The organism is Synergistaceae bacterium, assembly GCA_012728235.1.
In the GTDB taxonomy this organism is placed as follows: Bacteria; Synergistota; Synergistia; order Synergistales; family Synergistaceae; genus JAAYFL01.
The window spans coordinates 1-25,421 of the sequence record JAAYFL010000039.1; the positions used below are offsets into that span (position 1 = coordinate 1).

Below are 25,421 nucleotides of genomic sequence, written 5' to 3' on the forward strand. Positions count from 1 at the left end.
ACTTGCCAAACCTGGCAGCATCAAACCGCACAAACACTTCAAGAGCGAAGTCTACGTACTTAAGAAAGAAGAAGGCGGCCGTCACACACCGTTCTTTACAGGTTACAAACCCCAGTTCTTCTTCCGTACGACAGACGTAACTGGCGAGATTAAACTTGCCGAAGGCGTTGAAATGGTAATGCCTGGAGACAACAGCACATTTGAAGTCAAACTTATAGTCCCTGTAGCAATGCGCGAAGGCCTTCGTTTTGCAGTACGTGAAGGTGGACGTACAGTCGGCGCCGGCGTTGTTACGGAAATCGTTGAATAACAAAATAAAGAATACTTGGGCGATTAGAATATAATCGCCCAAATTTCCACAATTTATCTTATTTTTATCTGGAGTGAAATAAAATGGCAGATATAATCGGGCTTCAATGCACAGGATGCAAACGTCGCAATTATGTGACGACTATTAACAAGAAAAAAGCCACAAAAAAGCTTGAAAAAAAGAAATACTGTAAATTTTGTGACTTACATATCTTGCACAAGGAGTGCAAGTAGGGTAGAATATCCACTACACGCAGGTCTGTAGCTCGAATTGGTAGAGCACCGCACTCCAAATGCGGGGGTTGAGGGTTCGAATCCTTCCAGGCCTGCCAATTTTATTGGTTAGGTAATTTATTAAGAAACATAATAAAAAGTCGAAAACAAGGAGGTCGGGGTTAATGGAAATGAAAAAAGTCCTCGACTACTTCCGTGAGGCAAAAGCTGAACTCAAGCGTGTTACATGGCCAACAAAACAGCAACTGTGGTACTCTACTATAGTTGTTATCGTGGTCTCGCTTATTGCAGCAGCGTATCTCGGATTGGTAGATGTATTACTTACTGGAGTTCTCTCCAGAATAATATAATTGTTATATATGAAAAACTTTAGATTCGACTGTAACCCGGAGGTGAAGGGAACTACGGTTCTCTTGTTGTCATGAGCGAACTATTTGGAAACTCGCAGAAGCCTTGTTGGTACATAGTACAGACATATTCTGAATACGAGCATAAGGTCCAAGCTAATTTAGAGCAAAGAATTGCAAGCATGGAAATGAATGATAGAATTTTCCGTGTCCTTGTTCCTATGGTCGATAAAGTAACTGTAAAAGACGGTAAAACTAGGCAAACACGCCGTAAATTATTTCCCGGCTATGTTCTTGTCGAGATGATTTTGGAAGATCAGTCTTGGTATGTCGTACGTCACACGCCCGGAGTAACAGGTTTTGTAGGATCGGGAAATCATCCTATTCCCCTCACACCTAAAGAAGTTGATGAAATAATGAGTAAGCTCAGTAAAGAGGCAAAGCCAAAGCTTGAATTAAACTTCAAAGTCGGTGAAAAAGTACGAGTCAATACTGGTCCCTTTTTGGGTCAGGTTGGTCCGGTTATCGATATAGACGAGGATAAAGGAAAAATTAAGATAAGCCTTTCAGTTTTTGGAAGAGAAACGGTTGTCGAAGCTGACTATCTAGAACTTGAAAGAATATAACTAAAATTAACTAAAATATTATATAGGTACAAATATATACAACAAAAAAGAATAATAGCCCGAGCAGGGCCTTTACATTAGCAGTAAAATCGAGGAGGTAACACCCAAAATGGCAAAGAAAGTAATCGGGGAGCTAAAGCTTCAACTTCCCGCAGGTAAAGCAACACCGGCTCCTCCAGTAGGACCGGCATTGGGACAAAGAGGCATCAATATTATGGAGTTTGTTAAAGCGTTTAACGCTAAAACAGCCGATCAAGTTGGAATGATTATCCCGGTTGTAATTACAGTTTATGCAGACCGCAGCTTTTCATTCATTCTTAAAACACCGCCTGCAAGTATCCTTATCAAGCAAGCGGCAGGCAAAGCAAAAGGCTCCGCTGTTCCTAACAAGGACAAAGTTGGGAAAATAACAAAGAAACAGGTAGAGGAAATTGCAACTCTAAAAATGCCCGATCTCAACGCAAATGATATTGAAGCGGCAATGAAAATGGTTGAAGGAACGGCGAGATCAGTAGGTATTGAAGTAGTAAAATAGTAAACAGCACAAGATAACACAGAAACAGTGGAAGACAGCCTTATCGGCTTTCGCTAACACCACAAGGAGGAAAAAGAAATGGCAAAAAGAGGAAAACGTTACAAGGCATTACTTGAAAAGGTTGATCCAGCTAAGCTATACACAATTAGCGAGGCGGTAGCTCTTGCACAGGAGTGTGCCACAGCAAAGTTTGATGAAAGTATTGAGCTACACGTTCGTCTCGGAGTAGATCCCCGTCACGCGGACCAGCAAGTTCGCAGCACAATAGTTCTTCCACACGGCACAGGTAACGTAAAGAGGATTTGCGTTCTTGCGCTCGGAGAGAAACAGCAGGAAGCGAAAGATGCAGGCGCGGATATAGTTGGAGGCGAAGCTCTCGTTAATGAAATAGCAGAAGGAATGTTGGATTTCGATGTTGTTATTGCCACTCCGGATATCATGAGATTGGCAGGACGTCTCGGGAAAGTGCTTGGCCCCAAAGGTTTGATGCCTACGGCAAAAGCTGGAACTGTTACATTTGATGTTGCAGACGCAGTAAAAGATGTTAAGGCCGGACGCGTCGAATTCCGTGTAGACAAGAATGCAATTGTTCATAACGCGGTTGGAAAGGCTTCCTTCCCCTTAAAGAACTTGCAGGCAAACGTCAAAGCCCTTTTGGATGCAATCGTAAAAGCGCGTCCAGCAGCTGTAAAAGGCAGATACGTGAAATCAATAACAGTCACATCTTCAATGGGTCTAGGTGTAAAAGTAGACACATTACAGGCCATTAAAGACCTTACAGCAGCAGATACAGAATAGTTAATAAAGAACAAGCTTTTAAGGGGCTTCCCAATTGGGAAGCCCCTTTTTTTATGTGAATTGATTTTATATTACATAGCTTCTTATATAATCGTTATCTTCTAATATATACAAATTATGGCCGTACAGCAATATCATGTTGTGTTCTTCAATCTGTATAGAAGAGCTGTAGAGCCATTGAAAGAGAACAAAATAAGAGTTCTCTACTTGAAATATCAGGATAATATTACAGGCAAGCTCAAAATAGAATAAGTAAAAGAGTTTAAAGGCACTGACCATATTAGTTCCCGTAACCCGAATATCCCGCCTCTTTTTAATTTATGCAATAAAAAAGGACAGGCTTACGCCTGTCCTTAATCTTTTTCGAATCTTTTGTTTATTGTTTATTCAAATGCTTCTTTTACGCTCCACTCTTTCCAGATATTACCGACTAGACCGATACCCGGTTTGAGAGTCTTCTTGCCGGGTCTCCAGCCGCTTGGTGTTACTTCTGCGCCTTTTGTCTCGCGAACGAGCTGATAAGCCTGGATCTGTCTCAATGCCTCTGAAACGTTTCTTCCGACTGGTGGTGTGAGGACTTCAAATGCTTGAATTACCCCATCAGGGTCTATGATGAAGCGGCCACGTGTTTCGGTTCCGCCTACTTCATCGTATACACCGTACAATGTGCCGATTTTACCGCCTTGGTCTGAGAGCATTGGGAAAGGTATATCCTTGCCAATCATTTTAGAGAGCTCCTGGTCGTTCCAAATCTTATGGACGAACGGAGAGTCTACGGAAATAGAGAGAACTGAAACACCTAATTTTTCGAATTCATTGTATTTTTCAGCAACTGCTGAAACTTCAGTTCCTCAGACAAAAGTAAAGTCGCCTGGGTAAAAACAGAGCAGTACCCACTTGCCGGCATAGTCAGCCAGATCAACTTTTGTAAATTTGCCCTGGTGAAATGCCGGTGCGACAAATGTTGGAGCCTTGGTTCCTACCATAACCATTTTATTACCTCCTTGTATTTTATTAGATTTTTATCTAACCTTTATTATACCAAATAAAAAAACATGTGACTAAAATTAGCTGTTTGTGCTGATTTTCAAGACGTAGCTTAACAAATCTTTTCTATTGTCTTATTTTATAAGATTAAACAATTCTTTCGGGGTGGGAGTATATGTTCATTCTTCCCTCTCTTACAAAGCCCACGAGAGTTATGTTTGACCTTTCCGCAAGCAGTGCACCCTGTTCTGTGGCTGCCGAAATACTTGCAACTAAAGGAAGTTTAGAGATTTTTGCTTTTCTTACCATATCTTCCGGTAGTCGTCCGGAAGTAAAAAGAATTACAGAAGCCGGGTCAAACTTATTTTTAAACAGCCATCCTATAGCTTTATCAACGGCATTATGACGCTTAATGTCTTCAACAATAAAAAGGCGTTCTCCAGAAATGGAAATCAGTGCCGCAACGTGAGTACTCCCCGTTTGTTTATAAAGAGGCGCCTCAGATATCCACTTTATGCCATTCTGTATCAGCGAAGCGGGAATGGTCCAGGTTGCTGATATTTTGTTCTCTTCTTTATCATTTTTTTTGCTAGACGTTTTTACTGAAATCGATGATTCCATTATTTCTATAGATAAAATATCTTCCATATCATTAATTATTTCGCGAGTTAATAAATTTCCAATGGTCCATAACTCTTCATTGCCAGCTGTCATTACTATTTGTTTTTTGGGTCCTTTATTAATATCAAGGACCATCTTTTTCTCTGACAGAAGACTGTCTTCCACTATAACTCTTCCAGAAGAGTCGTTTAAGCGAATAATATTTCTTCCTACAAAAGAATTTTTCATCAAGATCCCTCTTTTATTGGTTAATCTAAAATATTTTAATTTTACAGCTCGCAGAATTCTTACTACATTATATTCTTTAATTTGTCATAAGCACAATTATAAGCACATTTAGTGAAAGAATTGCAGAGAGTTAACATTATAAAGAGCAATAATAGCCGCTTATTTTATTGAATTGGCTGCATAAATTGAAAAATATAGAAAATAAGCAGTAGAAAACTTGATTTCTTGTGCTAAAAGGTGTATAAGAAACGAATAAGAAAAATACTTCCCCGAAGGGAGAGTTTTATGTTGCGAGAAGTAAGGCAATTTCCAAAGATGCGAGAAATTTACGGATCCCTCGTGTTTGACAAGAGAGCTATGAAAGAAAGTCTCCCCAAAGAAGCCTTTAATCATATACAAGCGGCCATGGAAGGACTGCAGAGGCTTGATTCTAATATAGCTGATACCGTTGCTATGGCAATGAAGGAATGGGCGATTAGCAATGGTGCAAGTCATTGGGCTCATTGGTTTCACCCTCTTACGGAGCTTACCGCAGAAAAGCATACTGCTTTCGTAACGGCCGATGACAATGGATTCCCGTTGGAATCTTTCTGTGGCAGCGATTTAATGCAAAGTGAGCCTGACGCATCATCATTTCCATCCGGAGGAACAAGAAGCACATTTGAAGCACGGGGTTACAGTGCATGGGATCCCACAAGCCCGGCTTTTATAATAAAGAGTCCAAAGGGAGGAACTCTCTGTATTCCATCGGTATTTATTGCATATGACGGCACCCCGCTAGATCTTAAGACATATTTATTGCGGTCGACAGAGGCGGTTGAAACACGTGCCTTGAAAATGCTTAAACTTTTTGGAAATAGAGGTGTCCGTTATGTTCGAGCCACAGTTGGCGGAGAACAAGAATTTTTCCTTCTTGATAGAGAGCGTGCCAGAAAAAGAATAGATCTTCGTTTCTGTGGAAGAACGCTGATAGGGTCTCCCCCTCCCAAAGATCAAAAGCAGGAGGATCATTATTTTGGGACAATTCCTACAAGAGTTCTTGCCTATATGGAGGACGTGCAGCGCGATTTGGCGCGTTTGGGTGTTGATTTAGCAACTAGACATAATGAAGCGTCGCGCTGTCAATTCGAGTTTGCCCCTATTTTTTCAGAAGCAAATAAGGCGTGCGACCAAAATCAACTTACTATGGAAATAATGCGAAAACTAGCACCACAACATAACTTGCGTCTTTTGTTTCATGAGAAGCCATTTATGGGGCTTAATGGATCTGGGAAGCATGTAAATTTTTCTCTACAGGATAACGAGGGGCGTAATTTGCTTAAGCCCTCTTCAAACCATAGAAAGAATATTATATTCCTCTCATTTCTTACTTCATTTGTATATGGGGTATCAGAATATTCAGGACTATTACAGGCCTCTGTCTCAACAAGCGGCAATATGCATCGTTTGGGAGGATTTGAAGCGCCTCCAGCTATAATAAGTGTTTATTTGGGCGAGACGGTTGATAAAATTATAAATGCAATAGAAAGTGAAGGACAAAGCGAAGACTTGCCTGCAAAAAACAAGATTGATCTTGGACTGCCTAAATTACCTGAAATTTTGGCATTTGACAGTGACCGCAATAGAACCAGCCCCCTTGCCTTTACGGGAGATAAATTTGAATTTCGTGCACCCGGAGCTTCACAAGCAATGTCCGTTCCGGTGACAGCATTACTATCGGTATGGGCTGCAGGGCTAGAAGAGTTTATGACACTTCTTGAAAAAAGGATAAATAATGGAGAAGAGCCGATTACAGCAGCAGTTTCTGTAATAAGGGAGCTTTCAATAAAGAGTAGAAAGATTCGTTATGAGGGAGATTCTTATAAAAATGACTGGAAAGAAGAAGCCCAAAAACGAGGCATAGTTAAGGGTAAAACCATACCTGAAGGCATAGATCTTTTTGTAGAACCCAAAACCCTTGATATGCTGGAGAATATTTCTGTTTTTAAAAGAAGAGAAATGGAAGCATTTCACACAATAAGAAAAGAGGCTTTCGTAAAAAGCAACGAAGTAGAAATGTTTATACTAAGGGATATGATTTGGGAAGGGGTATTGCCAAGCATATCAAAACAGCTTCTTCTTGAAAAAAGTTCTTATGACATGTTGGTCGGACAAAAAATTGAAAACATGGAAAAATGGAGCGCACATATAACAAAGCTTGCAGAAGCGAAGGTTTTTCTAATAGAAAAAACACAGGAGCTTGTTGATTTAAAAGAAAAGCTATCAGAAAAAGATGTGCATGAGCATGCACTTGGCATTGTATCAGAGGTGGTTCCCTTGATGGAAGAGATAAGGAAAATGGCGGATTCAATAGAAATTTATCTCTCGGCAGATAATCAATTCTATCCTAATTATCGCTCACTATTTTCTCTTTCTTCGTAATTATAACAAGACCGCCTCGATGTAGGATTGAGGCGGTCTTGTTATAATTAAACACTCAGACAGATTATAACAAAATTATGATATCTCGTTACATAGTGCTGCTGCGTTTTTATAAAGCAGCATTAATTTTTCTTCGTCTTTTAACTTCGTTAAGTTTAACAGTTGCTCATATCTAGGAAAATCCAAAATTGGCCAATCAGAACCAAAAAGAATTTTGTGTCCAATGCCCAAAGCAAAGATGGAATCCAGAACCTTTTCACTGTAAAGCCAAGGCATGGCCGCTGTGTCATAATATGTGTTTGACAAGATAAGTTTCATCTCCGGCATGCCTTCATAAGCCCAGAGGCCTCCGCCAAAGTGTGCAAAGATAACTTTAATCCCTGGATGATTGCAGCAAAACTTGGCGGCTTCGTTAGCCCCCACTTTCCCTTTGCCCTCATAGTCATGTCCCGCTTGTTCTGCCGTATGAATCATAAGGAAAAGGTCATGTTCTCTACAGGAATTTACTAAACGCCAAGTTTCACGATTGTCTGTTATATCAAAACTTTGTCCGTCTGGAAAAATTTCTCCTATGCCAATCGCACCTTCCGCAGCACATCTTGCTATTTCATCCGAAGCTCCAGGTTCATTTGGTGATACTACAGAAAGTGCTTTTATTCTGTCTGGAAAGCGTTTCGCTGCACTTAGAATATAATCATTCGATATTCGGCATAAGCCCTGGTCCTTAAAAGCGAACCCTGTCACAAATGAAGCGGCTATGTTGTTTTTGTCCATTGACTCAATAAGATCTTCGGCTGTACCCCATTTGTGAACTTTAGATTTTGTCAGTCTATCGAACCAAGGTTCACGTTTGGCTATTAAGTCCCAATCCTCTTCGAACTCAGAGGGATATATATGGACATGTGCATCGATTATTTTATTATTCACTTTAGGTTTATCCTTTTTACCGAGTATTCTAAAACGTTACACACTTCATCAGTAAGAGAAGGAACTGAAGAAAACAGTGCTGCTCCTGTTTTTGCGACAGTTGAAATGCCGTAAATTAATTCGTTTGTCTTTGAATCTCTCAATTCAATTTTTAGTGAGGCATTGGCGAAAGTCTCATCCCAAGCCGGTTTTATCTCTTGATAATTTACAGGGAAAATAACTTCCTCCCACTCTCCCTTTATTTTTACTTTGCGTCGCTCATTTCTTGTCTTCCAGACAATTTCTTGTGGATGATGAATCGTATTGTAGTTGCACTGTACAATAGTGGCGCTTAATATCGCATCCACATACTGATCAGAAAGGGAAAGCGCTTTTTCTAAAATGCCTTCTGAAGAAAGTGTCTCCGGTTCTGTCACACCTTTTACAAAATTGTTTCGCTCGATAACATCTTCGTGGCTTTTTATTAAGAATGGGAACTTATCTTGAGAAGATGTAATAAACTCTTTCCATTTTTGCGATACTTTTTCGTTAAAAAAAGCTTCTGTAGTCGGGACAGAAGCTTCAAATTGAATAGGAGTAAACATAGCGGTTTTTATTTCTGAAAAAGCATAGCTTTTGTTTTTATATATCTCTGCCTTCGCAGCAGCGAATGCAGATTGTGTAAAAATAAATATTATGAACAAAGAAATCAAAAGTTTTTTCAATTTTTCGCCCCCTAATCAACTTTAGTTGTATTATTTTATCTGTTAATAGCAGAGATATCAACAATTAAAAATACTATACAAAATTTTAACTTTGTTATATAATGTCCGGGCAAAGACTCAAGACAGCAGGTGTGCACAGCACTTAATTTCCTGCCGAGGTCTGCGAAGACTAACCATTAACGCATGGCATTGCTCGTTTTATGGCTTCCGGACGCCCTTGGTCTACGGAGGTCATTTTTTATGGCATCCGAAAAATTCAAACATAGGAGGTGAATTTCAAGATGCCAACAGTAGCGAAACGTAAAAAGATTGATCAATTAGTTGAACTTGTAAAAAAGAGCAACGGAATTTTTATTACTGAATATCGTGGACTTACAGTTAAACAGATAAGCGAGTGTCGCCGCCAGATAAATCAAGCTGGGGGAGAAATGAAAGTTTGTAAAAACACATTTATGCGCATAGCTTTAACAGAATGTGAGATTCCACAAGCTCCTGAGCTAGATTTCGGTCCGAATGGATACGTTTTCTCTTATGGTGACGTTGCAGCAGTGGCAAAATCAATCCGAGATTTCTCAAAAACAAAAGGAAACGCAGCATTTGTTGTAAAAGGCGCGATTCTTGATGGACAGATTCTTAATCAAGATCAGGTCTTTGCTTTGGCAGATCTGCCTTCAAAAGAGGTTCTTCTTGCTCAAACAGTACGTGCAATTGCAAGCCCGATTCAGGGACTTGTCAACGTTCTTTCTGCTCCGACAAGAGACTTTGTCACTTGCCTAGGACAGATCAAAGAAAAGAAGGAAAAAGAAGCAGTAGCTTAGTTTTAGTAGAAGCAGCATAAAAAATAAAAATTACAGTCCTTAGGAGGATAAAAATTATGACAAAGAAACTTGATATTATAGCAGCAATCGAAGAATTAACAGTACTTGAACTCGCAGAACTTGTAAAAGAGTTGGAAGAGAAATTTGGTGTTTCTGCAGCAGCACCCGCAATGATGATGGCAGCTCCTGTCGCAGGTGCAGCAGCAGGCGCAGCAGCAGATGATGAGCAGACAGAGTTTAACGTAATTCTTGCATCCTTTGGTTCAAACAAAATCGCTGTCATAAAGGTCATTCGTGAAATTACAGGTCTCGGCCTCAAAGAAGCGAAAGAACTTGTTGACGGAGCACCTAAGCCCATCAAAGAGGCTGTCGCGAAAGAAGAAGCAGAAGAGATTAAGAAAAAGGTTGAAGAAGCCGGAGCTACTGTCGAAATTAAGTAGTAAAAGGACAATTTCTAATAATAAAAAGCAGGAACTATATAGTTCCTGCTTTTTTTATTGTTTTTAAGGTTCTAATTAATCTTTAAAGATAGGGGCTATGCCTGTTTTTTCTGTTCTTCGTAGTGAGTATGGAGATATTTATGCGCTTTCTCGCCTAAGGGCTTGCCTAACCACTTATCATAAAGAGCAATTATGTCAGGATTCTTATGTGACTGGCGAAGGGTTTTCCCTTCATCCTCTCTGTATATAGCTGCTGTGCGAGCAGCTCTTATATCTTTATTGACAGGGACAGGCTGTCCGCCGCCGCCAATACAACCTCCAGGACAAGCCATAACCTCTATGAAATGATAATCTGCAGTTCCTGCGCGTACTTTATCCATCAATACACGTGCTTTTTTCAAAGTATGAGCTACTGCAAGTTTCACCGTCACATTTTTCCCATCAATGGGAACATCTATAGTTGCTTCTTTTATTCCATCCATACCGCGAACAGGAGCATATATAATTCCGGGAATATCTTTGCCTTCGTTTAATACAGCATAAACGGTTCGCAGGGCTGCCTCCATTACTCCTCCTGTTACACCAAAGATTACTCCTGCTCCGGATGATTCTCCAAGAGGATTATCATAATCTTCTTCGGGAAGGTTTTTAAAATCTATCCCGGCACTTTTAATCATTCTGGCGAGTTCTCGTGTTGTTATTACGGCATCCACATCAGGAACGCCGGGGTTGCTTTGAAGTTGTGGTCGTAAGCACTCCGCTTTTTTAGCTGTACAAGGCATAACAGAAACGCTATAAATATTTTCCAAAGGAACATTTTGCGTTTCGGGCCAGAAAGTTTTTGTGATAGCACCAAACATTCCCTGAGGTGATTTAGCAGAGGAAAGATGGGGCAATAAATCGGGGTATTTCATTTCAATAAAGTTTATCCATCCTGGAGAACAAGAGGTAATCATTGGCAGAACCCCGCCGTTTTGCACGCGATGAAGGAACTCATGTCCCTCTTCCATTATTGTAAGGTCCGCACTAAAGTCAGTGTCAAAAACTTTATCGAAACCAAGACGACGCAGTGCGGCGACCATTTTCCCTGTAACTATTTCTCCTGCCGGAAGTCCCAGAGCCTCTCCTAGTGCCACTCGAACGGAAGGTGCAGTTTGAACTATCGTATATTTATTTTTGTCTCCCAAAGCGCTAAAGACCTTTTCTGTGTCATCCTTTTCTACTATGGAAGCTGTGGGACATACAGTTGAGCACTGTCCGCACAAGGTGCATGTGACATCGCCTAGATCAAGGCCGAACGCAGGTTCGACTAGAGTTTTAAATCCTCTGTTTACATAAGCATATACGTCAAGACCCTGATATTCACTACAAATTCTGGCACAGCGTCCACATAAGATACATTTGTTTGGCTCTCGGACGAGAGCTGCATTTGATATATCCATTTTTGCGTTGCGCATTTCGCCCTGATATGGAATTTCACGTATGCCAAGGTCAGCGGCAATGGTCTGAAGTTCACAGTTTTTGTTTAACTGGCATTTAAGACAATCTTGTGGGTGATTTGCAAGCAAGAGTTCAACAACAGTTTTACGAGTTGCACGAACCTTTGGAGTATTTGTGTGAACAACCATTTTATCTGCTACTGGGTAAACACATGCAGCGCCAAGCGATCTTGATCCTTCTATTTCAACTAGACAGACTCTACATGCGCCAAATGTTGTCAGTTCGGGATGATAACAGAGCTGTGGAATACGGATGCCAGCTTTTGCAGCCGCTTCAATTACAGTGTATGTACTGGGGACAGAGACTGATACCCCATCGATAGTAACGTTAACAAAATCCATAAATTCTCTCTCCTTCCCACCGAATTATTTGCGAATGATAGATTCGAAAGGACATTTTTCCATACAAGCACCACATTTTATGCATTTCTCCTGATCTATGAGGTGTAGTCCTTTAATTTCTCCGGAAATAGCATCGGTTGGGCAAACTTTCTTACACAGGCCGCAGCCTCTACATGTTTCGGTTATAAAATATCCAATAAGTTCTTTACAAACACCCGCCGGACATCTTTTCTCTTTGATGTGGGCTTCATACTCATCTCTAAAATATTGAAGGGTGGAGAGAATGGGGTTTGGCGCAGTCTGTCCTAGTGCGCAAAGGGATCCCGCGCTTATTGAACTTGCAAGAGTTTCAAGTTTTTCTATATCTCCCTCTTTGCCTCTTCCTTCTGTTATATCAATCAGCATTTCTAGCATGCGTTTGGTGCCTTCACGACAGGGAGTGCATTTCCCGCACGATTCTGACTGAGTGAAATCCAAAAAGAATTTTGCTACGTCGACCATACATGTGTCTTCGTCCATGACGACAAGTCCGCCTGAACCCATCATGGCCCCTGCAGCTATCAAAGAGTCATAGTCAACCGGAGTATCTAATAAGTGCTCAGGAATACAGCCTCCGGAAGGGCCTCCTATTTGAACAGCCTTAAACTTCTTGCCATCCAAAATGCCTCCTCCGATATCAAATATAATTTCACGCATTGATATGCCCATTGGCACTTCGGCAAGACCCGTGTTATTTATTTTTCCTGTAAGGGCGAATACTTTTGTGCCCTTGGATTTCTCGGTACCGAGCTTAGTATATTCTTCAGCTCCGACACGGAATATATATGGTATATTCGCAAACGTTTCAACGTTGTTTATGTTTGAGGGTTTTCCCCAGAGTCCTCTTTCTGCAGGGAACGGAGGGCGAGGGCGGGGCATACCTCTTTTACCTTCAATTGAAGCCATGAGAGCAGTTTCTTCTCCGCAAACGAAAGCGCCTGCTCCCTCTTTTATATGTAGGTGAAAATTAAATCCTGTGCCCAATATATTATCGCCAAGTAATCCGGCCTTTTCAGCCTGTTCTATTGCTTGATTCAATCTCGCAATAGCCAGAGGATATTCAGCGCGACAGTAGATGTATCCCTCGTCAGCTCCAATTGCATATGCTCCGATTGCCATACCTTCAAGTAGTGAGTGAGGGTCGCCTTCGAGAAGAGATCGGTCCATGAATGCGCCGGGATCACCTTCATCAGCGTTGCATATAATATATTTTTTGTCTCCGGGAGCTTTTTGGCAGAATTCCCATTTTAAGCCTGTGGAAAAACCTCCGCCACCTCTGCCGCGCAGACCTGTTTTTTTAAGCTCTTCGACAACTTGTTCAGGAGTCATTGTTAGAAGAACCTTGAGCAGTCCTTCATATCCGTCAGCTCCTACGTATTCTTCAAATGAGTTCGGGTCAATTGTTCCGCAGTTTTTGAGTACAAGCCGTTTCTGTTTGCTATAAAAGGGGATTTCTTCATAATTAGGAACTTCTGATATTTTTATTGGTTCATTGAGAGCCATCTAAATTCCTCCCTCTAAGCCTAAGCTTTGCTGGGAATCTTGGCTATTACAAGATCCTCAACAATATTTCCATTCACGATGTGTTCTGTGATTATACGTGAAACATCTGTTGGCATGACTGGCCCATATGTGACTCTATCTTCACCTGGGCGTGCCACGTCAAGAAGAGGTTCCTTCTGACACATGCCGTTGCACCCTGTTTGTAGGACCTCAATGTCAGAAAGATTGCGTTTTTCGATTTCAGCTATAGCGGCATTCATGACATTACGCGCTCCTGCGGCGATACCGCAAGTTCCCATGCCGATAATAATCTGAGTTATGCTGTCTCTCTTCGCTTTTGTGTGTTTCAATGAGTCAGCTTTTATTTTTTGTAGGTCATCAAGATTTTTAATTTGCATAAGAGAATCCTCCTAATTTATTTTTGTTTGGCAACATTAAACTGCATCTAATATCTCGCCAACTTTTTCCGGAGAGAGCCTTCCATGTGTTTCATCGTTAATCATAATGCAGGGTGCCAGTCCACAAGCTCCGATGCAGGCGACTGACTCAAGTGTAAATTTCAAATCAGGCGTAGTAACTTCGCCATCCTTAAGTCCAAGTCTCTTTTTTATTTCATCGAAGACAAGAGCTGCTCCGCGGACATGGCAGGCAGTTCCCAAGCAGCAGCGAATTATATACTTGCCGCGAGGTTCAAGATGGAATTGAGAATAAAAAGTTACAACCCCGTAAATTTGGCTTATAGGGACGTCGATTTCTTCACTTATCTTAAGCAGTACATCTTTCGGAAGATATCCGAATATATTTTGTGCCTGCTGGAGCACTGGAATTACGCAGCCTTTTACGCCGCGATATTTGTCGAGGAGCTGATCTAAAAGATCCCACGACTTTTCCGATGACCTCTCCATAAAAAGTACCCCCTTATTCTGATTTAAATGTAATTTTATTTTAAATAAAAGTTTGCGAAAAAAAGCACAAAGTTTTATAAAAACAAAACAAAGTAAAAATATGGATAGTGATTTTGCCCAACTTTTACACGCGTGTTATTATATCAGAAAAATCAGAAAACCTCTATACAATTAAAATTTATAATAAGCTGGATATTTAACAGTATTCCGCTAAACTATATGTTGTACAAAAAGCAGCTTATTAAATTTTCAATTTTACTACTAAAAACGGAGGCGCTGTAAATGCCAAAAGCAGTGATAAACGGTAAAACGGTTGACTTCTCTCCCGGAATGACGATACTTCAGGCCGCACGAGAAGCAGGGATATATATTCCCACTCTCTGCGAACATCCGGCTCTTGATATTGTAGGAGCCTGTCGCATCTGTTTGGTGGAGGTTGAAGGCAGCCCAAAACTTCATACAGCTTGTTCTACTCCTATTACGGAAAATATGGTAATTCAAACAAACAGCGCAAAGGTTCTTGCGGTTCGTAAATCGGTAATTGAGCTTTTACTGATTCGACATCCTCTTGAATGCTTCAGCTGTGCAAGCAACGGAAATTGTGAGCTGCAAACAATAGCTTATGAGCTAGGAGTAGAAAAAAGTTCTTACAAGGATGAAAGTAGAACGATAGAAAGACTTTCGATAGAAGATGAAAATCCCTTTTATATAAGAGACCTTAATAAATGTATTCTCTGCGGCAGATGTGTCCGTGTTTGTGCTCAACATGCACGCTATCATGTCCTTGATTTTCAAAACAGAGGCATTGCAACTTTAGCACGCCAAGGTGAAGGGCTTGAGCTTGAAGAGGCAGGCTGTACATTTTGCGGACAGTGTGTGTCTGTTTGTCCTGTAGGTGCGCTTTATGAAAAACCGGCATTGGGCAAGGGGCAATTCTGGGAGCTAGAGACAACGAGGACTATCTGTCCATATTGTGGTGTAGGCTGCGAGCTGTTAGTTCAAGTAAACAAAAGAACGGGAAAAATTGCGAATGTAACTTCAGACCATAAAAATATGAACTCTATAAATAAAGGTCGCACCTGCGTAAAGGGAAGTTTTGCTTGGGAGTTTGTAAACAGTCCTGAGCGTTTAACACATCCCTTAATAAAGAGAGATGGGGAGTTTTATCCTGCAACTTGGGATGAAGCGCTTGATAAAGTAGTGGAAGGGCTAAAAAGGAATAAAGGAAAGGCAGGGTTTTTCTCGTCAGCTCGCTGCACAAATGAAGATAATTATATAATTCAAAGGTTCGCAAGGGAGGTAATGGGCACAAACAATGTTGATCACTGTGCCCACCTCTGACACTCTGCTACTGTTGCGGGTCTCGGTGAGACCCTAGGAAGTGGAGCAATGACAAATGATTTGGAGTCAATAAAATCAGCAGACACAATTCTTGTAATCGGTTCAAATACAACAGAGGCTCATCCTGTTATAGGTTCAATGATAAAAGAGCGTATACAAAACGGAGGGAAACTTATAGTATGCGACCCACGTAAAATTGAACTGCATAAATATGCGGCTGTTTCCATAAGACACAAAAGCGGTTCAGACGTAGCTCTTATAAACTCTATGATGAATGTCATTTTGGAAGAAAATCTTTATGACAAAGAATTCATTGCAGAACGAGTAGAAAATTTTGAAGAGCTGAAAAAAATAGTTGGGGAATATAATCCGGAAAAAATGGCAAAAACAACGGGGATCTCTGCTGAGACAGTTCGCGAAGCAGCTCGCTTGTATGCAAAAGCAGAAAACTCCGCAATTTTTTACACAATGGGAATAACACAACATACCACCGGAACAAATAATGTAAGAACTCTGGCAAATTTGGCTCTGTTGTGTGGCATGGTCGGTCGTCCCGGCACAGGAGTCAACCCGTTACGCGGCCAAAATAATGTACAGGGTGCCTGTGATATGGGAGCACTTCCGGCAACTCTTCCAGGATATCTTAACGTTGGAACGACTAAAGCTGCAGAAATGGTAAAAAAATTATGGGGTTGTGAGATTCCAGATAACGGAGTCCCCGGTCTTTCGGTTGCCAGAATGATTGACGCGGCAAGCAAGGGAGATATTAAAGCTCTTTATATAGTGGGAGAGAATCCAATGGTAACAGATGCGGACACGAATCACGTGTCAGAAGCTTTAGATAATTTGGACTTTCTTGTTGTTGAAGATATTTTTCTTACTCCTACAGCAGAAAAAGCAGATGTTGTGCTTCCGGCGTCATGTTGGCCTGAAAAAGACGGTACAATTACGAATACCATAAGAGCTGTACAGCTCTTAAGAAAAGCCTCCGAATCTCCTGGAGAGAGCCTTGATGATTGGAAAATCTTTGTGGAACTGGCGAAACGTTTTGGGCATGATTGGCAGTTTAATTCTGCTGAAGATGTGTTTAACGATATAAGGCGCTTTACTCCCACTTATGCGGGAATGAATTACGACCGGCTTGATCAAGGCTACTTGCAGTGGCCCTGTTTTGATGAGGAGCATAAAGGAACTCCGATATTGCATACACAGCGTTTCGGAAGAGAGAATGGAAAAGCGACTTTTTCTCCTTGTGATTGGACTCCCCCTCACGAATGGCCTGATGAGGAATATCCATTTATAGCCACAACCGGACGTAGCCTGTTCCATTATCACTCCGGTTCTATGACCCGCAGGGCTGCAACGGGCAAATACATAAAAGAGCTATATATTGAAATAAACCCGGAAGACGCACACACACTTCATGTAGAGGACGGTGACAGCATTACGGTTGAATCTCGTAGGGGTGTCGTAACAGGCAAAGCTAAAGTTACAGATTTGGTCTCTCAAGGGATGTTATTTTTACCATTTCATTTTGCAGAGGCAGCTGCTAATCTTTTGACGGCAGCTGTTTGGGATACTGATTCCGAAACTCCTGGGTTTAAAATAAGTGCCGTAAAGCTATCAAAAATTTAATTTAAAGGGGAGACTGTTTTGAGTTTAAAATCGCCAATAGAAACAGCAAAAAGTGCGTCTAGTACAGCAAGTTACAAGGCAAATTTAAGTTTTAAAAGTATGTTGATTCTGGGTTTTTTTGGAGGAGCACACATTGCTTTTGGTTCCTATTTTATGATAGTTGTCACTCAAGATGCTTCACAGTTTGTGGGTATGGGCCTTTCAAAGCTTTTTGGAGGAGTAGTTTTCTCTATCGGCCTTTTATTAGTTTCCGTCTGCGGTGCCGAATTATTTACAGGCAATTGCCTTATGCCATTAGGAATCTTAACTCGAGAAGTTCCGCTCTCTAAGCTATTAAAGAACTGGCTTGTCGTCTATTTTGCTAATTTTTTAGGAGCTCTGCTTCTTGCTTTTTTCGTATATAAAAGTGGCCTTGCAAGAAATTTAATATCTGTAAATATATTGAATATTGCTGTAACCAAAGTAAATCTTCCTTTTGTTGAAGCACTTTTCCGCGGCATCCTTTGTAATTGGTTGTTGGTCTTGGCAATATGGATGGGTTTTTCTGCGAAAGACGTAATAAATAAATTTATTTGCTGCTTGATGCCTATCTCTGCTTTTGTAGCAATGGGATTTGAGCACTGTATAGCAAATATGTTTTTTATCAGCTTAGGTATGTTCGTAAAAACAGATGTTTTGGCAGTGGGAATGTCTCAGCTGTCTCATGCTGAATTGGAAACCCTTTCGATGGCTGGCTTTATGAATAACATTTTGCCTGTAACAATTGGTAATATAATAGGCGGTGCTTTCTTCGTTGGGATTCTTTATTACATGTCACTTTCGAAAGAACTAAAAGAAAGAAAATGAAAAGCAATGTTTTAGATCAACACCAGATTGACGCAACTCTTCTGCTTCTCGGTGGGGGGAAGGGTGTTCGCATGGGTGGGAATAAGCTCTATTTAGAAATAGATGGTGCTCCCCTCATAGAACAGATAATGTGTGAACTGGCTCCAATTTTTAAGGAAACCCTTCTTCTTGTAGCTCGCGGAGAAAAAGAGCCGGTAACGGAGAAACTGGGTTCATTACTGTTTGAACACGCTGTTCAAGTGGTAGAAGATGAGAGAATAGCAATCGGCCCTTTAGAGGGATTAAGAAGTGGTCTAGAAAAGATGTCGCAGAATTGGGGCTTTCTCGTGGGGTGCGACATGCCTTCTGTACAGAAAAATCTGGTGTTTTTTATGTCTTCCTTTCGTGCTGAAGGAGTAGACGTAATTGCCGCAGAGCGCAGCGGATATATAGAGCCACTTCACGCATTCTATTCTAAGAGTTCTCTCCCCTCTATAAAAAAATCTATAAGTAACAGACAGAAGAAAATCAAGTTTTTTTATAGAGACATAAATCTTTTCCTAATAAAAGAAGAGCTGTTGAAGCTGCATGGAAATGTAGAGAAATCATTTTTTAATCTTAACTACCCAGCAGACGTTCTTCAGATGAAAAAGATGGCCTTATAGTCTATGTAAAACGTAAACGGGACATTGAAAATATAGCAAGCCTTGAAAGAGCAATAATTGCTCGCGACAGGGCTTGTCTTATTTTATTTTAAAAGAGTGGTTGGAGGAATCTAAACTGATAGACATAAGAGGGCTTTCAATAAATTTTGGAGAGCAAGAAGTATTAAAAAATATAGATTGGTTTATAACACCAAAAAGTCGAATTGGCCTCGTAGGTGATAATGGTGCAGGAAAAACAACGATATTGCGCTTAATTGCCGGGGAGCAAGAGCCGACTGACGGAAGTGTCTTTATGCCCAAAAACCAAACAGTTGGCTATCTTCCCCAAGATTTGATCGAAATTGAAAACATACCTCTCATAAACTACCTTAAAAAACGTGCCGGTCTAGACCTGCTAGACAAAAAACTTCGTGCGGTAGAGCGAGAGCTTTCTTTATTGAGCGAAGACTCAAAACTTCTGGAAAAAACTTTATCAAGGCATGAGCATCTGCAAAAGAAATTTGAGGCAAAAGAGGGCTTTAATTTTGAAATAAAAGCAATACAGATACTCAAAGGGTTAGGATTTCACCCGGAAAAGGATCTTGAAAGAATGACGGCTGAGTTTTCAGGCGGGTGGAAAATGAGGATTGCTTTGGCCTCTTTACTGCTTTGCTCACCCGACATCCTTCTGTTGGATGAACCGACAAACCATCTTGATACCGAGAGTATGGAGTGGTTGGAAAGCTGGCTGAGAGATTTTAAAGGCACTGTTATAGCTGTCTCTCATGACAGAAGATTTTTAGAAAAAATGGTAACCTCAGTAGCAGAGCTCTCTTTTGGCAAAATAAATATTTATTCATGCAGCTATGAAAAATATCTTATAGAACGTAATGAGCGCATTAAAAAAATAAATGAAGAATTTACACAGCAAAGAGAAAAAATAGAAGAAACTCAGCGTTTTGTAGAACGTTTTAGATATAAATCCTCTAAGGCAGCACAAGTTCAAAGCAGAATAAAACAGCTGGAAAAAATGGAAGTAAAAGAAATTGTAAAACCACTAAAAAGTATCAAATTTAAATTTCCGGAGGCACCAAGAAGTGGGCTCGACGTTTTAAAGGCGCAAGCTCTCTCGAAAACATATGAAACCAATGAGGTTTTTGAGGGGGTAGATTTTACGATCCAGAGGGGAGAACGAGTGGCGCTAGTTGGCGTGAATGGTGCCGGGAAGTCTACTCTTTTAAGGATTTTGAATCAGTCTGAGCCACCTACCGAGGGGGAAGTTACGCTTGGCCATAAGGTAAAGAAAGCTTTTTTCTCGCAGGAAAGTGCCCAGAACCTAAATTATAATCACACAATTTTGCAGGAATTAAACAGTTGTGACACAAGTCTTCTTGAAGGAGAGAAGCGTAATTTATTGGGAACGTTTCTTTTTTCCGGAGATGACATAAACAAAAATATTTCAGTTCTTTCTGGTGGAGAAAAATCAAGAGTGACTTTAGCCAAAATACTTTTATCCAAATCAAACTTGCTTATCCTTGACGAGCCTACAAACCATCTTGATTTTGAGACAAAAGAACTTTTTCAAAAAGCTTTGCTTGATTATGGCGGAACGATATTAATCGTTTCTCATGACAGGGCGTTTCTAGACAATTTAGTTGACCGAGTTCTAGAGATTCGAGATGGGCATCTTTTTGATTATTCGGGAAACTATTCTGAGTTTATTGAAAAACGTGAAAAGCAGATAAAAGATATAAATATTAAAAATATCGAGAAAAAAACCGAAAGCGTTTCAGAAAAGACAAAAGAACAAAAACGAATTGAAGCGGAAGCCCGCAATCGTCTTTATCGTGAGAATAAAAAAATTTTGGAGAAGCTAGAACCATTGGAAAATCAAATAGCCGAAGATGAATCGCGTAAAGAAGAAATATCAGCAATGCTCTGTGATGCAGAAGTTCTATCAAATTCAAAGAGAGTGCAAGAATTAATGATAGAGCTGGGAGAGTTGGAGGAGTCCATTAAAGAAAATTATGAAGAGTGGGATAAGCTTGCTTTAAAGCTTTAACAAAAACAGAGGACTGAAAGAAATATAAATTAAAAGGTGCGTCTTTTTTAGACACACCTTTTAATTTATAACAATTGTGCTATAATAAAGCATATTGTAATAGGTTAGTCAATAACCGCCTTGACTAAATTTCTAGGCATGTCTATATCGCAACCTCGCTGATTTGCCATATAGTAAGCGAAGAGCTGGAGAGGGATCGTTGCAATAAAAGCAAAGAGTTCCGGCTCAGTTTCAGGTGTATAAATAATATTTTTTGAATAATTTGAGATTTCATTGTCTCCTACGGTTGCGATTGCAATAATTGGAGATTGCTTTGCCATATATTCTTTTATGTTTGAAATAGTTCTTTCCCAAAGTATATTTTTCGGAACAAGTGCAACTATAGGAATGTCTTTATCAAGCAGGGCAATCGGGCCGTGTTTCATCTCTCCTGCCGGATACGCTTCTGCTAGGATATATGATATCTCTTTTAGTTTTAAAGCTCCCTCTAAAGCGGAAGGATAGGCGAGGGCTCTGCCCATAAAGAAAACTCCCTTTACTTTAGTAAAGTTGCGAGCGATGTTTTCTATATTTTCTTTCTGTTCTAAAAGTTCCGCCAGCTTGCCCGGCATTTTTACCAAAGCTTTTACTAGGCGATTTTCTGTCGCCTCGGCTAAATTGCCTCTCAGTTTTGCCAAATACATACCTAGCAAAACAAGCATAGTAAGTTGAGTTGTATATGTTTTTGTGGCGGCTACTCCTATTTCAGGTCCAGCCGGAGTTATCAAACACTCTCCAACTTCACGATGAATTGTAGAGTCTCTTACGTTTGTAATGACCAGGCATTTTGCTCCTTTTGACTTTGCAACACGGGCTGCTTGTAGTGTGTCCGCCGTTTCGCCCGACTGAGATACAAAAATTGCGAGAGTATCAGGTCCATTTGGCAAGTTCCTGTAGCTGTACTCAGAAGCAATCTCAGTTCTTATATCAAAAGTTCCAAACGTTTCCATAATTTGTGCTGCTGTAACCGTGGCATAATGAGATGTACCACAGGCAACGAAATGGATCCTTCTCCAACTCTTCGCGAGCTCCGGAGACCAATCAAGCTCGCCACTAAGGTCAACTCTTCCCTCTTTAATGCGTCCTAACAATGTCTGAGCCATTACATTAGGCTGTTCGTGTATCTCTTTTAACATGTAGTGAGCAAAAGTTCCTTTATTCGCCATGGTAGCATTCCAATCAAGATGCATGCTGTCTTTTGGGTGTTCAGCACCATCGAAATCATAAAAAATACAGCTTTTTTTATTAATCATCGCCATCTCCTCATCATCCATAAACCAAACGTCTTGAGAAAAATCAAGGAGTGCTGTTGGGTCTGATGCACAAAACCCCTCTTTGCCAGTATGTCCAACAACGAGAGAGGACCCTTTACGTGCAACCCAAATCTCATCTTTCCTGTCGTAAAACATTATGACAAGAGCAAACGACCCGTTTATACGCTTTGTTAGCTTAACTATTGCTTCTTTTGGGTCATTTTTATACACATATGCCAGATATTGTACGGCCGATTCTGTGTCAGTTTCTGTATGGAATTTTATTCCCTTTGATTCAAGTTCTATTCTTATTTCGTTGGCATTGTCTATAATTCCGTTGTGTACCAGGACGACCCTTTTATCGCTACTTATATGAGGGTGTGCGTTGTTTTCTGTAATTGCGCCATGTGTAGCATATCTTGTGTGCCCTATACCGAAGTTCCCTGCAATTGACTCTTGTTCAACTTTTTTCTCTAGCTGTGAAAGTTTCCCTATAGCACGCACTTCCCGTATTTCTTCATCATTTATAACAGCGATGCCTGCCGAGTCATACTTTCTATGTTCATGTTTCGCGAGTCCTTCAAGGATGATGTCTGCAGCATTTCTGTCGCCAACATACCCCATAATTCCGCACATAAGTACCATCCTCTCAAAATCTTGTCTATTAATATTATGAATATCATATACATACAATTATCACAATAATACTTTATTATTTGGAAAAACAAGAATTTTTTAGATATTGCGTTGCTCTCTTATAATTTGTCCTTTTATAGATTAATTATCAAGAAATTAATCTGTAATGTCTTCATCTTTTAAAAACTCTTCAAGAGAGACATAATTAATTTTTCCTGTTGGGAGCGTAGGTATGTCTTCTAAAATGAGAACTTTTTTTGGCATAGAAATTTCAGCTATTTCCATATCAGAAAGTTTTTGACGGACTTCATCTCGTTTGAGCTCTATCCTTGTTGTTACCAGTCCTAAAGTTTCACCTCTGGGTCCTCCGCTTAACATAACAACAGCATGTTTGTCATCCGGCCAGATTTCATATATAAGCTCTTCAACTGCTGCTAAAGAAATCATCTCTCCTGCAATTTTAGCGAATCTTTTTGCACGGCCAATAATTTTTACGTAGCCTTCATCGTCAATATCAACAATGTCTCCTGTGTCGTACCAACCATCTTTAAGGGGTTCTAGAACTCCCGGATTTGTAATTTTATAGTATCCGAGCATAATATTGTCCCCTTTTAGCCAGAGGCGGCCTCCCTGATGTACGCCTTCAATAGCTTCTAAACGATATTCCAAGCCCGATACAATTAGGCCGACAGTGCCTGTTTTATGATGAGCATAGTAGTTATTGGCAACGACGGGAGACGCTTCTGTAACACCATAACCTTCAGTAATCCTTATATTAAAACGCTCAAACCAGGTTTTTTGAGTTGATGGTTTTAATTTCTCTCCACCTTGAACGAGAAGCCTCATCGTTGCAAAATCGTAGTTATCCTGAGCAGCCTTTGCAAATCCGCAAAGGAAAGTGTCCGTTGCAAAAAGAATGGTTATGCGCTCGTCGTAGCAAAGAGTAGAAATAGTTTTGTAATGTAGTGGCGAGGGATAAAGAGAGACAAAAAGTCCAAGTGCAACAGGCATAAATATGCCGCACAAACCAAAAGAATGAAATATAGGCATAATATTTAGGACTCTGTCAGATCTGTAAAAATCTACTCGGGTAAACATCTGCGAGTGGTTTGTATTTAAGTTTTTATAGCTTAACAAAACTCCTTTAGGAGAACCCTCCGAACCGGAGGTAAATAAAAGCACGGCCGGTTTCTCAGCAGCTTTTAAATCAACGGGTTTAGATTTTAAAAAAGGTGTTTTTATTGCAGCGTTAAGTTTTTTAAAGGTTGTGATTGATGGGGCCACATCTTCTAGCCAAAGAAGCTCTACTCCCGCTTCTTGGGCTGATTCAATAAGATGTTCAAGTTTTCCGAGCGTAATAAATTTTCGAGAAGTTATAATTGTCTTTATATCTCCGGTATGGCAACAATTTACGAGAGAACGTCCGCCAAGAGAAAAATTCAAAAGTGCAGGGATTCTTCCCATTTTTTGAAGGGCATATAACGTAACTACTCCGGCAAGAGATGTTGGCAGCAGGACTCCAATATTTTCCCCTTTGATTTTTTGCGAAGATAATGCTTCTTCTATAAGGAGAACTCTGGTTATAAAACCGTTATAAGTTACAGGTTTTTCTTGATAGTCACAAAACAGCCGAGTTTTTCCACCAAACTCATCGCGAGCATCAAGAAGTATGTCCCAAAAAGGCTTCTCTTTACGCCTTGCATACATAGCAGCTTCATTCATGATGCGTTCTAGAGCTTGTCCTGCAGCGACATTTCTCTTTGTTCCGACAACTTCTTCTGCAATATTCAACTCTTTTAATGGGAAGATTGTTATAGTTACTTTAGAAAAGAAACGAACCCCTGGCTTGTGCTGAATGCGCGAAAAAGGGGTACGTTGTGTTCCATCTATATATATAGGAAGAATTTTTGCATTTGTATGATCGGCAATCATTGCAACTCCTTGCGAAACTTTCATCGGATTGCCAGTAGTTGTTGGTTGAAGCTCCGGAAATATAACGCATCTTCCCCCATCTTTCAGAAGCGTTAAGAAATATTTTAGCGAAAGGGGGGCCTCTGAATCAAGAATATGAGTCTCTGCGAGAGGAAGAAATAAATTTGCCCAACGTTTTTTAGTCAGCCGTTTTTCAATGGCGAAGGGAACTTTTTCTGGTAGGAACAGGGCTAATATAAGTGGGTCGATAAAGGAAACATAGTTTGGGGCAATCAAAACCCCCTCTTCTCCATTACTATTTTTCCAGTTCTCCAATCCTTTAATCTCTATGCTGAAGAATAAATTAAGAATAAATTTAACGAGTAATCTCCACAAATTAACTCACTTCTCTTTCATTAAAGCACAGCATAAAGAGCCTAACTATGCAAATTTTTTTAATTATTATGATATGGAAACTGTTGATGGAATCAGTTACTGTAAAATATTAAGGCTTATTCAGTGAAAATGCAACAAAGGAGGCAAAATTCCCCATTAGATGGAAATAAGTAAATTTTTCAGATTATTAATTCTAACACAATCAATTTGTAACAAAATTACGAAATAGATATAATAAGAATGTGCAAATATTTACACAAAGTAAATAATTTTACGTATATGTAAATAAAAATATGAAAATAATTCCAATTTAGACATTAATTAATAAAATATATTTGACTTTTACCTAATAAAAAGAAAGTATTCTCTTCATAATTTACGTATAATACCTTAAAA

General features: G+C 40.1%; 21 protein-coding genes, 1 tRNA gene, 1 pseudogene and 1 other annotated feature. Of the genes and pseudogenes, 14 read left to right on the plus strand and 9 right to left on the minus strand.

Annotated elements, in window-relative coordinates; translation table 11 throughout:
* The 7 genes from tuf to GXZ13_03380 all read left to right on the plus strand — a co-directional run.
* The coding region (gene tuf, locus GXZ13_03350) for an elongation factor Tu (protein NLX74874.1) at positions 1-310 on the plus strand (310 nt) is incomplete at its 5' end.
* Between the two features lie 83 nt (positions 311-393).
* Positions 394-543 (plus strand): 50S ribosomal protein L33, encoded by a 150-nt coding sequence (rpmG, locus tag GXZ13_03355; GenBank protein ID NLX74875.1) that lies wholly within the window; start codon positions 394-396, stop codon positions 541-543.
* A gap of 21 nt (positions 544-564) precedes the next feature.
* Positions 565-641, plus strand: a tRNA-Trp gene (locus GXZ13_03360).
* 66 nt (positions 642-707) lie between these two features.
* Positions 708-893: a preprotein translocase subunit SecE gene (secE, locus tag GXZ13_03365; protein ID NLX74876.1), complete on the plus strand. Its 186-nt coding sequence runs from the start codon at positions 708-710 to the stop codon at positions 891-893.
* Positions 894-964: 71 nt separating this feature from the next.
* The gene (nusG, locus tag GXZ13_03370; protein NLX74877.1) at positions 965-1,516 is read left to right on the plus strand and encodes a transcription termination/antitermination factor NusG; all 552 of its coding nucleotides are present in this window, start codon (positions 965-967) and stop codon (positions 1,514-1,516) included.
* A 109-nt stretch (positions 1,517-1,625) separates the two neighbouring features.
* The gene (gene rplK, locus GXZ13_03375) at positions 1,626-2,051 is read left to right on the plus strand and encodes a 50S ribosomal protein L11 (protein ID NLX74878.1); all 426 of its coding nucleotides are present in this window, start codon (positions 1,626-1,628) and stop codon (positions 2,049-2,051) included.
* A 78-nt stretch (positions 2,052-2,129) separates the two neighbouring features.
* Positions 2,130-2,849: a 50S ribosomal protein L1 gene (locus GXZ13_03380; GenBank protein ID NLX74879.1), complete on the plus strand. Its 720-nt coding sequence runs from the start codon at positions 2,130-2,132 to the stop codon at positions 2,847-2,849.
* Between the two features lie 383 nt (positions 2,850-3,232).
* Here the strand turns inward: GXZ13_03380 and GXZ13_03385 are convergent, their stop codons facing one another.
* Positions 3,233-3,841, minus strand: a complete 609-nt coding sequence (locus tag GXZ13_03385; GenBank protein ID NLX74880.1) for a peroxiredoxin — start codon at positions 3,839-3,841, stop codon at positions 3,233-3,235.
* Between the two features lie 142 nt (positions 3,842-3,983).
* Positions 3,984-4,685: a formate dehydrogenase accessory sulfurtransferase FdhD gene (gene fdhD, locus GXZ13_03390; GenBank protein NLX74881.1), complete on the minus strand. Its 702-nt coding sequence runs from the start codon at positions 4,683-4,685 to the stop codon at positions 3,984-3,986.
* A 285-nt stretch (positions 4,686-4,970) separates the two neighbouring features.
* On the opposite strand from fdhD, the gene GXZ13_03395 reads away from it, so the two are divergent.
* Positions 4,971-7,106 (plus strand): glutamine synthetase type III, encoded by a 2,136-nt coding sequence (locus tag GXZ13_03395; GenBank protein NLX74882.1) that lies wholly within the window; start codon positions 4,971-4,973, stop codon positions 7,104-7,106.
* A gap of 75 nt (positions 7,107-7,181) precedes the next feature.
* Here GXZ13_03395 and GXZ13_03400 read toward each other — a convergent pair whose 3' ends face one another.
* Together GXZ13_03400 and GXZ13_03405 are read right to left on the minus strand one after the other, a co-directional pair.
* Positions 7,182-8,033: an amidohydrolase gene (locus GXZ13_03400; GenBank protein ID NLX74883.1), complete on the minus strand. Its 852-nt coding sequence runs from the start codon at positions 8,031-8,033 to the stop codon at positions 7,182-7,184.
* Positions 8,030-8,737 carry a hypothetical protein gene (locus GXZ13_03405; protein NLX74884.1) on the minus strand — a complete coding sequence of 236 codons (708 nt, stop codon included), beginning with the start codon at positions 8,735-8,737 and terminating at the stop codon, positions 8,030-8,032. The genes GXZ13_03400 and GXZ13_03405 overlap by 4 nt, the downstream gene beginning before the upstream one ends.
* Before the next feature lie 98 nt (positions 8,738-8,835).
* Positions 8,836-8,985 (plus strand) — a sequence feature (ribosomal protein L10 leader region).
* Positions 8,986-9,018: 33 nt separating this feature from the next.
* On the opposite strand from GXZ13_03405, the gene GXZ13_03410 reads away from it, so the two are divergent.
* Both GXZ13_03410 and rplL read left to right on the plus strand, forming a co-directional pair.
* On the plus strand, positions 9,019-9,555 hold the full coding sequence (locus tag GXZ13_03410; GenBank protein ID NLX74885.1) for a 50S ribosomal protein L10: 537 nt from the start codon (positions 9,019-9,021) through the stop codon (positions 9,553-9,555).
* A gap of 56 nt (positions 9,556-9,611) precedes the next feature.
* Positions 9,612-9,995 (plus strand): 50S ribosomal protein L7/L12, encoded by a 384-nt coding sequence (rplL, locus tag GXZ13_03415; protein NLX74886.1) that lies wholly within the window; start codon positions 9,612-9,614, stop codon positions 9,993-9,995.
* A gap of 95 nt (positions 9,996-10,090) precedes the next feature.
* On the opposite strand, the gene GXZ13_03420 is transcribed toward rplL, so the two are convergent.
* The 3 genes and pseudogenes from GXZ13_03420 to nuoE all read right to left on the minus strand — a co-directional run bounded on the left by GXZ13_03420 (position 10,091) and on the right by nuoE (position 14,283).
* A complete protein-coding gene (locus GXZ13_03420; protein ID NLX74887.1) occupies positions 10,091-11,836 on the minus strand; it encodes a 2Fe-2S iron-sulfur cluster binding domain-containing protein in 1,746 nt (581 codons plus the stop codon).
* 24 nt (positions 11,837-11,860) lie between these two features.
* Positions 11,861-13,677: pseudogene (gene nuoF, locus GXZ13_03425) on the minus strand (NADH-quinone oxidoreductase subunit NuoF).
* Positions 13,678-13,812: 135 nt separating this feature from the next.
* The gene (nuoE, locus tag GXZ13_03430; protein NLX74888.1) at positions 13,813-14,283 is read right to left on the minus strand and encodes an NADH-quinone oxidoreductase subunit NuoE; all 471 of its coding nucleotides are present in this window, start codon (positions 14,281-14,283) and stop codon (positions 13,813-13,815) included.
* 282 nt (positions 14,284-14,565) lie between these two features.
* Between nuoE and fdhF the strand changes: the two genes are divergently transcribed.
* The 4 genes from fdhF (at position 14,566) to GXZ13_03450 (ending at position 20,790) form a co-directional block, all read left to right on the plus strand.
* A complete protein-coding gene (fdhF, locus tag GXZ13_03435; GenBank protein ID NLX74889.1) occupies positions 14,566-17,259 on the plus strand; it encodes a formate dehydrogenase subunit alpha in 2,694 nt (897 codons plus the stop codon).
* A gap of 18 nt (positions 17,260-17,277) precedes the next feature.
* Positions 17,278-18,105, plus strand: a complete 828-nt coding sequence (locus tag GXZ13_03440; protein NLX74890.1) for a formate/nitrite transporter family protein — start codon at positions 17,278-17,280, stop codon at positions 18,103-18,105.
* Positions 18,102-18,749 carry a molybdenum cofactor guanylyltransferase gene (locus tag GXZ13_03445; protein NLX74891.1) on the plus strand — a complete coding sequence of 216 codons (648 nt, stop codon included), beginning with the start codon at positions 18,102-18,104 and terminating at the stop codon, positions 18,747-18,749. Before GXZ13_03440 ends, GXZ13_03445 begins: the two co-directional genes overlap by 4 nt.
* A gap of 115 nt (positions 18,750-18,864) precedes the next feature.
* Positions 18,865-20,790: an ATP-binding cassette domain-containing protein gene (locus GXZ13_03450; protein ID NLX74892.1), complete on the plus strand. Its 1,926-nt coding sequence runs from the start codon at positions 18,865-18,867 to the stop codon at positions 20,788-20,790.
* A gap of 104 nt (positions 20,791-20,894) precedes the next feature.
* Here GXZ13_03450 and glmS read toward each other — a convergent pair whose 3' ends face one another.
* Both glmS and GXZ13_03460 read right to left on the minus strand, forming a co-directional pair.
* A complete protein-coding gene (glmS, locus tag GXZ13_03455) occupies positions 20,895-22,718 on the minus strand; it encodes a glutamine--fructose-6-phosphate transaminase (isomerizing) (GenBank protein NLX74893.1) in 1,824 nt (607 codons plus the stop codon).
* A gap of 156 nt (positions 22,719-22,874) precedes the next feature.
* Positions 22,875-25,025, minus strand: a complete 2,151-nt coding sequence (locus GXZ13_03460) for an AMP-binding protein (GenBank protein NLX74894.1) — start codon at positions 25,023-25,025, stop codon at positions 22,875-22,877.
* Positions 25,026-25,421 lie beyond the last annotated feature (396 nt).

Excerpts from the sequence above, each read along its gene's own strand:
- rpmG (NLX74875.1), top strand. The coding sequence starts at position 394 with ATGGCAGATATAATCGGGCTTCAATGCACAGGATGCAAACGTCGCAAT.
- secE (NLX74876.1), top strand. The coding sequence starts at position 708 with ATGGAAATGAAAAAAGTCCTCGACTACTTCCGTGAGGCAAAAGCTGAA.
- nusG (NLX74877.1), top strand. The coding sequence starts at position 965 with ATGAGCGAACTATTTGGAAACTCGCAGAAGCCTTGTTGGTACATAGTA.
- rplK (NLX74878.1), top strand. The coding sequence starts at position 1,626 with ATGGCAAAGAAAGTAATCGGGGAGCTAAAGCTTCAACTTCCCGCAGGT.
- GXZ13_03380 (NLX74879.1), top strand. The coding sequence starts at position 2,130 with ATGGCAAAAAGAGGAAAACGTTACAAGGCATTACTTGAAAAGGTTGAT.
- fdhD (NLX74881.1), bottom strand. The coding sequence starts at position 4,685 with ATGAAAAATTCTTTTGTAGGAAGAAATATTATTCGCTTAAACGACTCT.
- GXZ13_03395 (NLX74882.1), top strand. The coding sequence starts at position 4,971 with ATGTTGCGAGAAGTAAGGCAATTTCCAAAGATGCGAGAAATTTACGGA.
- GXZ13_03410 (NLX74885.1), top strand. The coding sequence starts at position 9,019 with ATGCCAACAGTAGCGAAACGTAAAAAGATTGATCAATTAGTTGAACTT.
- rplL (NLX74886.1), top strand. The coding sequence starts at position 9,612 with ATGACAAAGAAACTTGATATTATAGCAGCAATCGAAGAATTAACAGTA.
- GXZ13_03420 (NLX74887.1), bottom strand. The coding sequence starts at position 11,836 with ATGGATTTTGTTAACGTTACTATCGATGGGGTATCAGTCTCTGTCCCC.
- nuoE (NLX74888.1), bottom strand. The coding sequence starts at position 14,283 with ATGGAGAGGTCATCGGAAAAGTCGTGGGATCTTTTAGATCAGCTCCTC.
- GXZ13_03445 (NLX74891.1), top strand. The coding sequence starts at position 18,102 with ATGAAAAGCAATGTTTTAGATCAACACCAGATTGACGCAACTCTTCTG.
- glmS (NLX74893.1), bottom strand. The coding sequence starts at position 22,718 with ATGTGCGGAATTATGGGGTATGTTGGCGACAGAAATGCTGCAGACATC.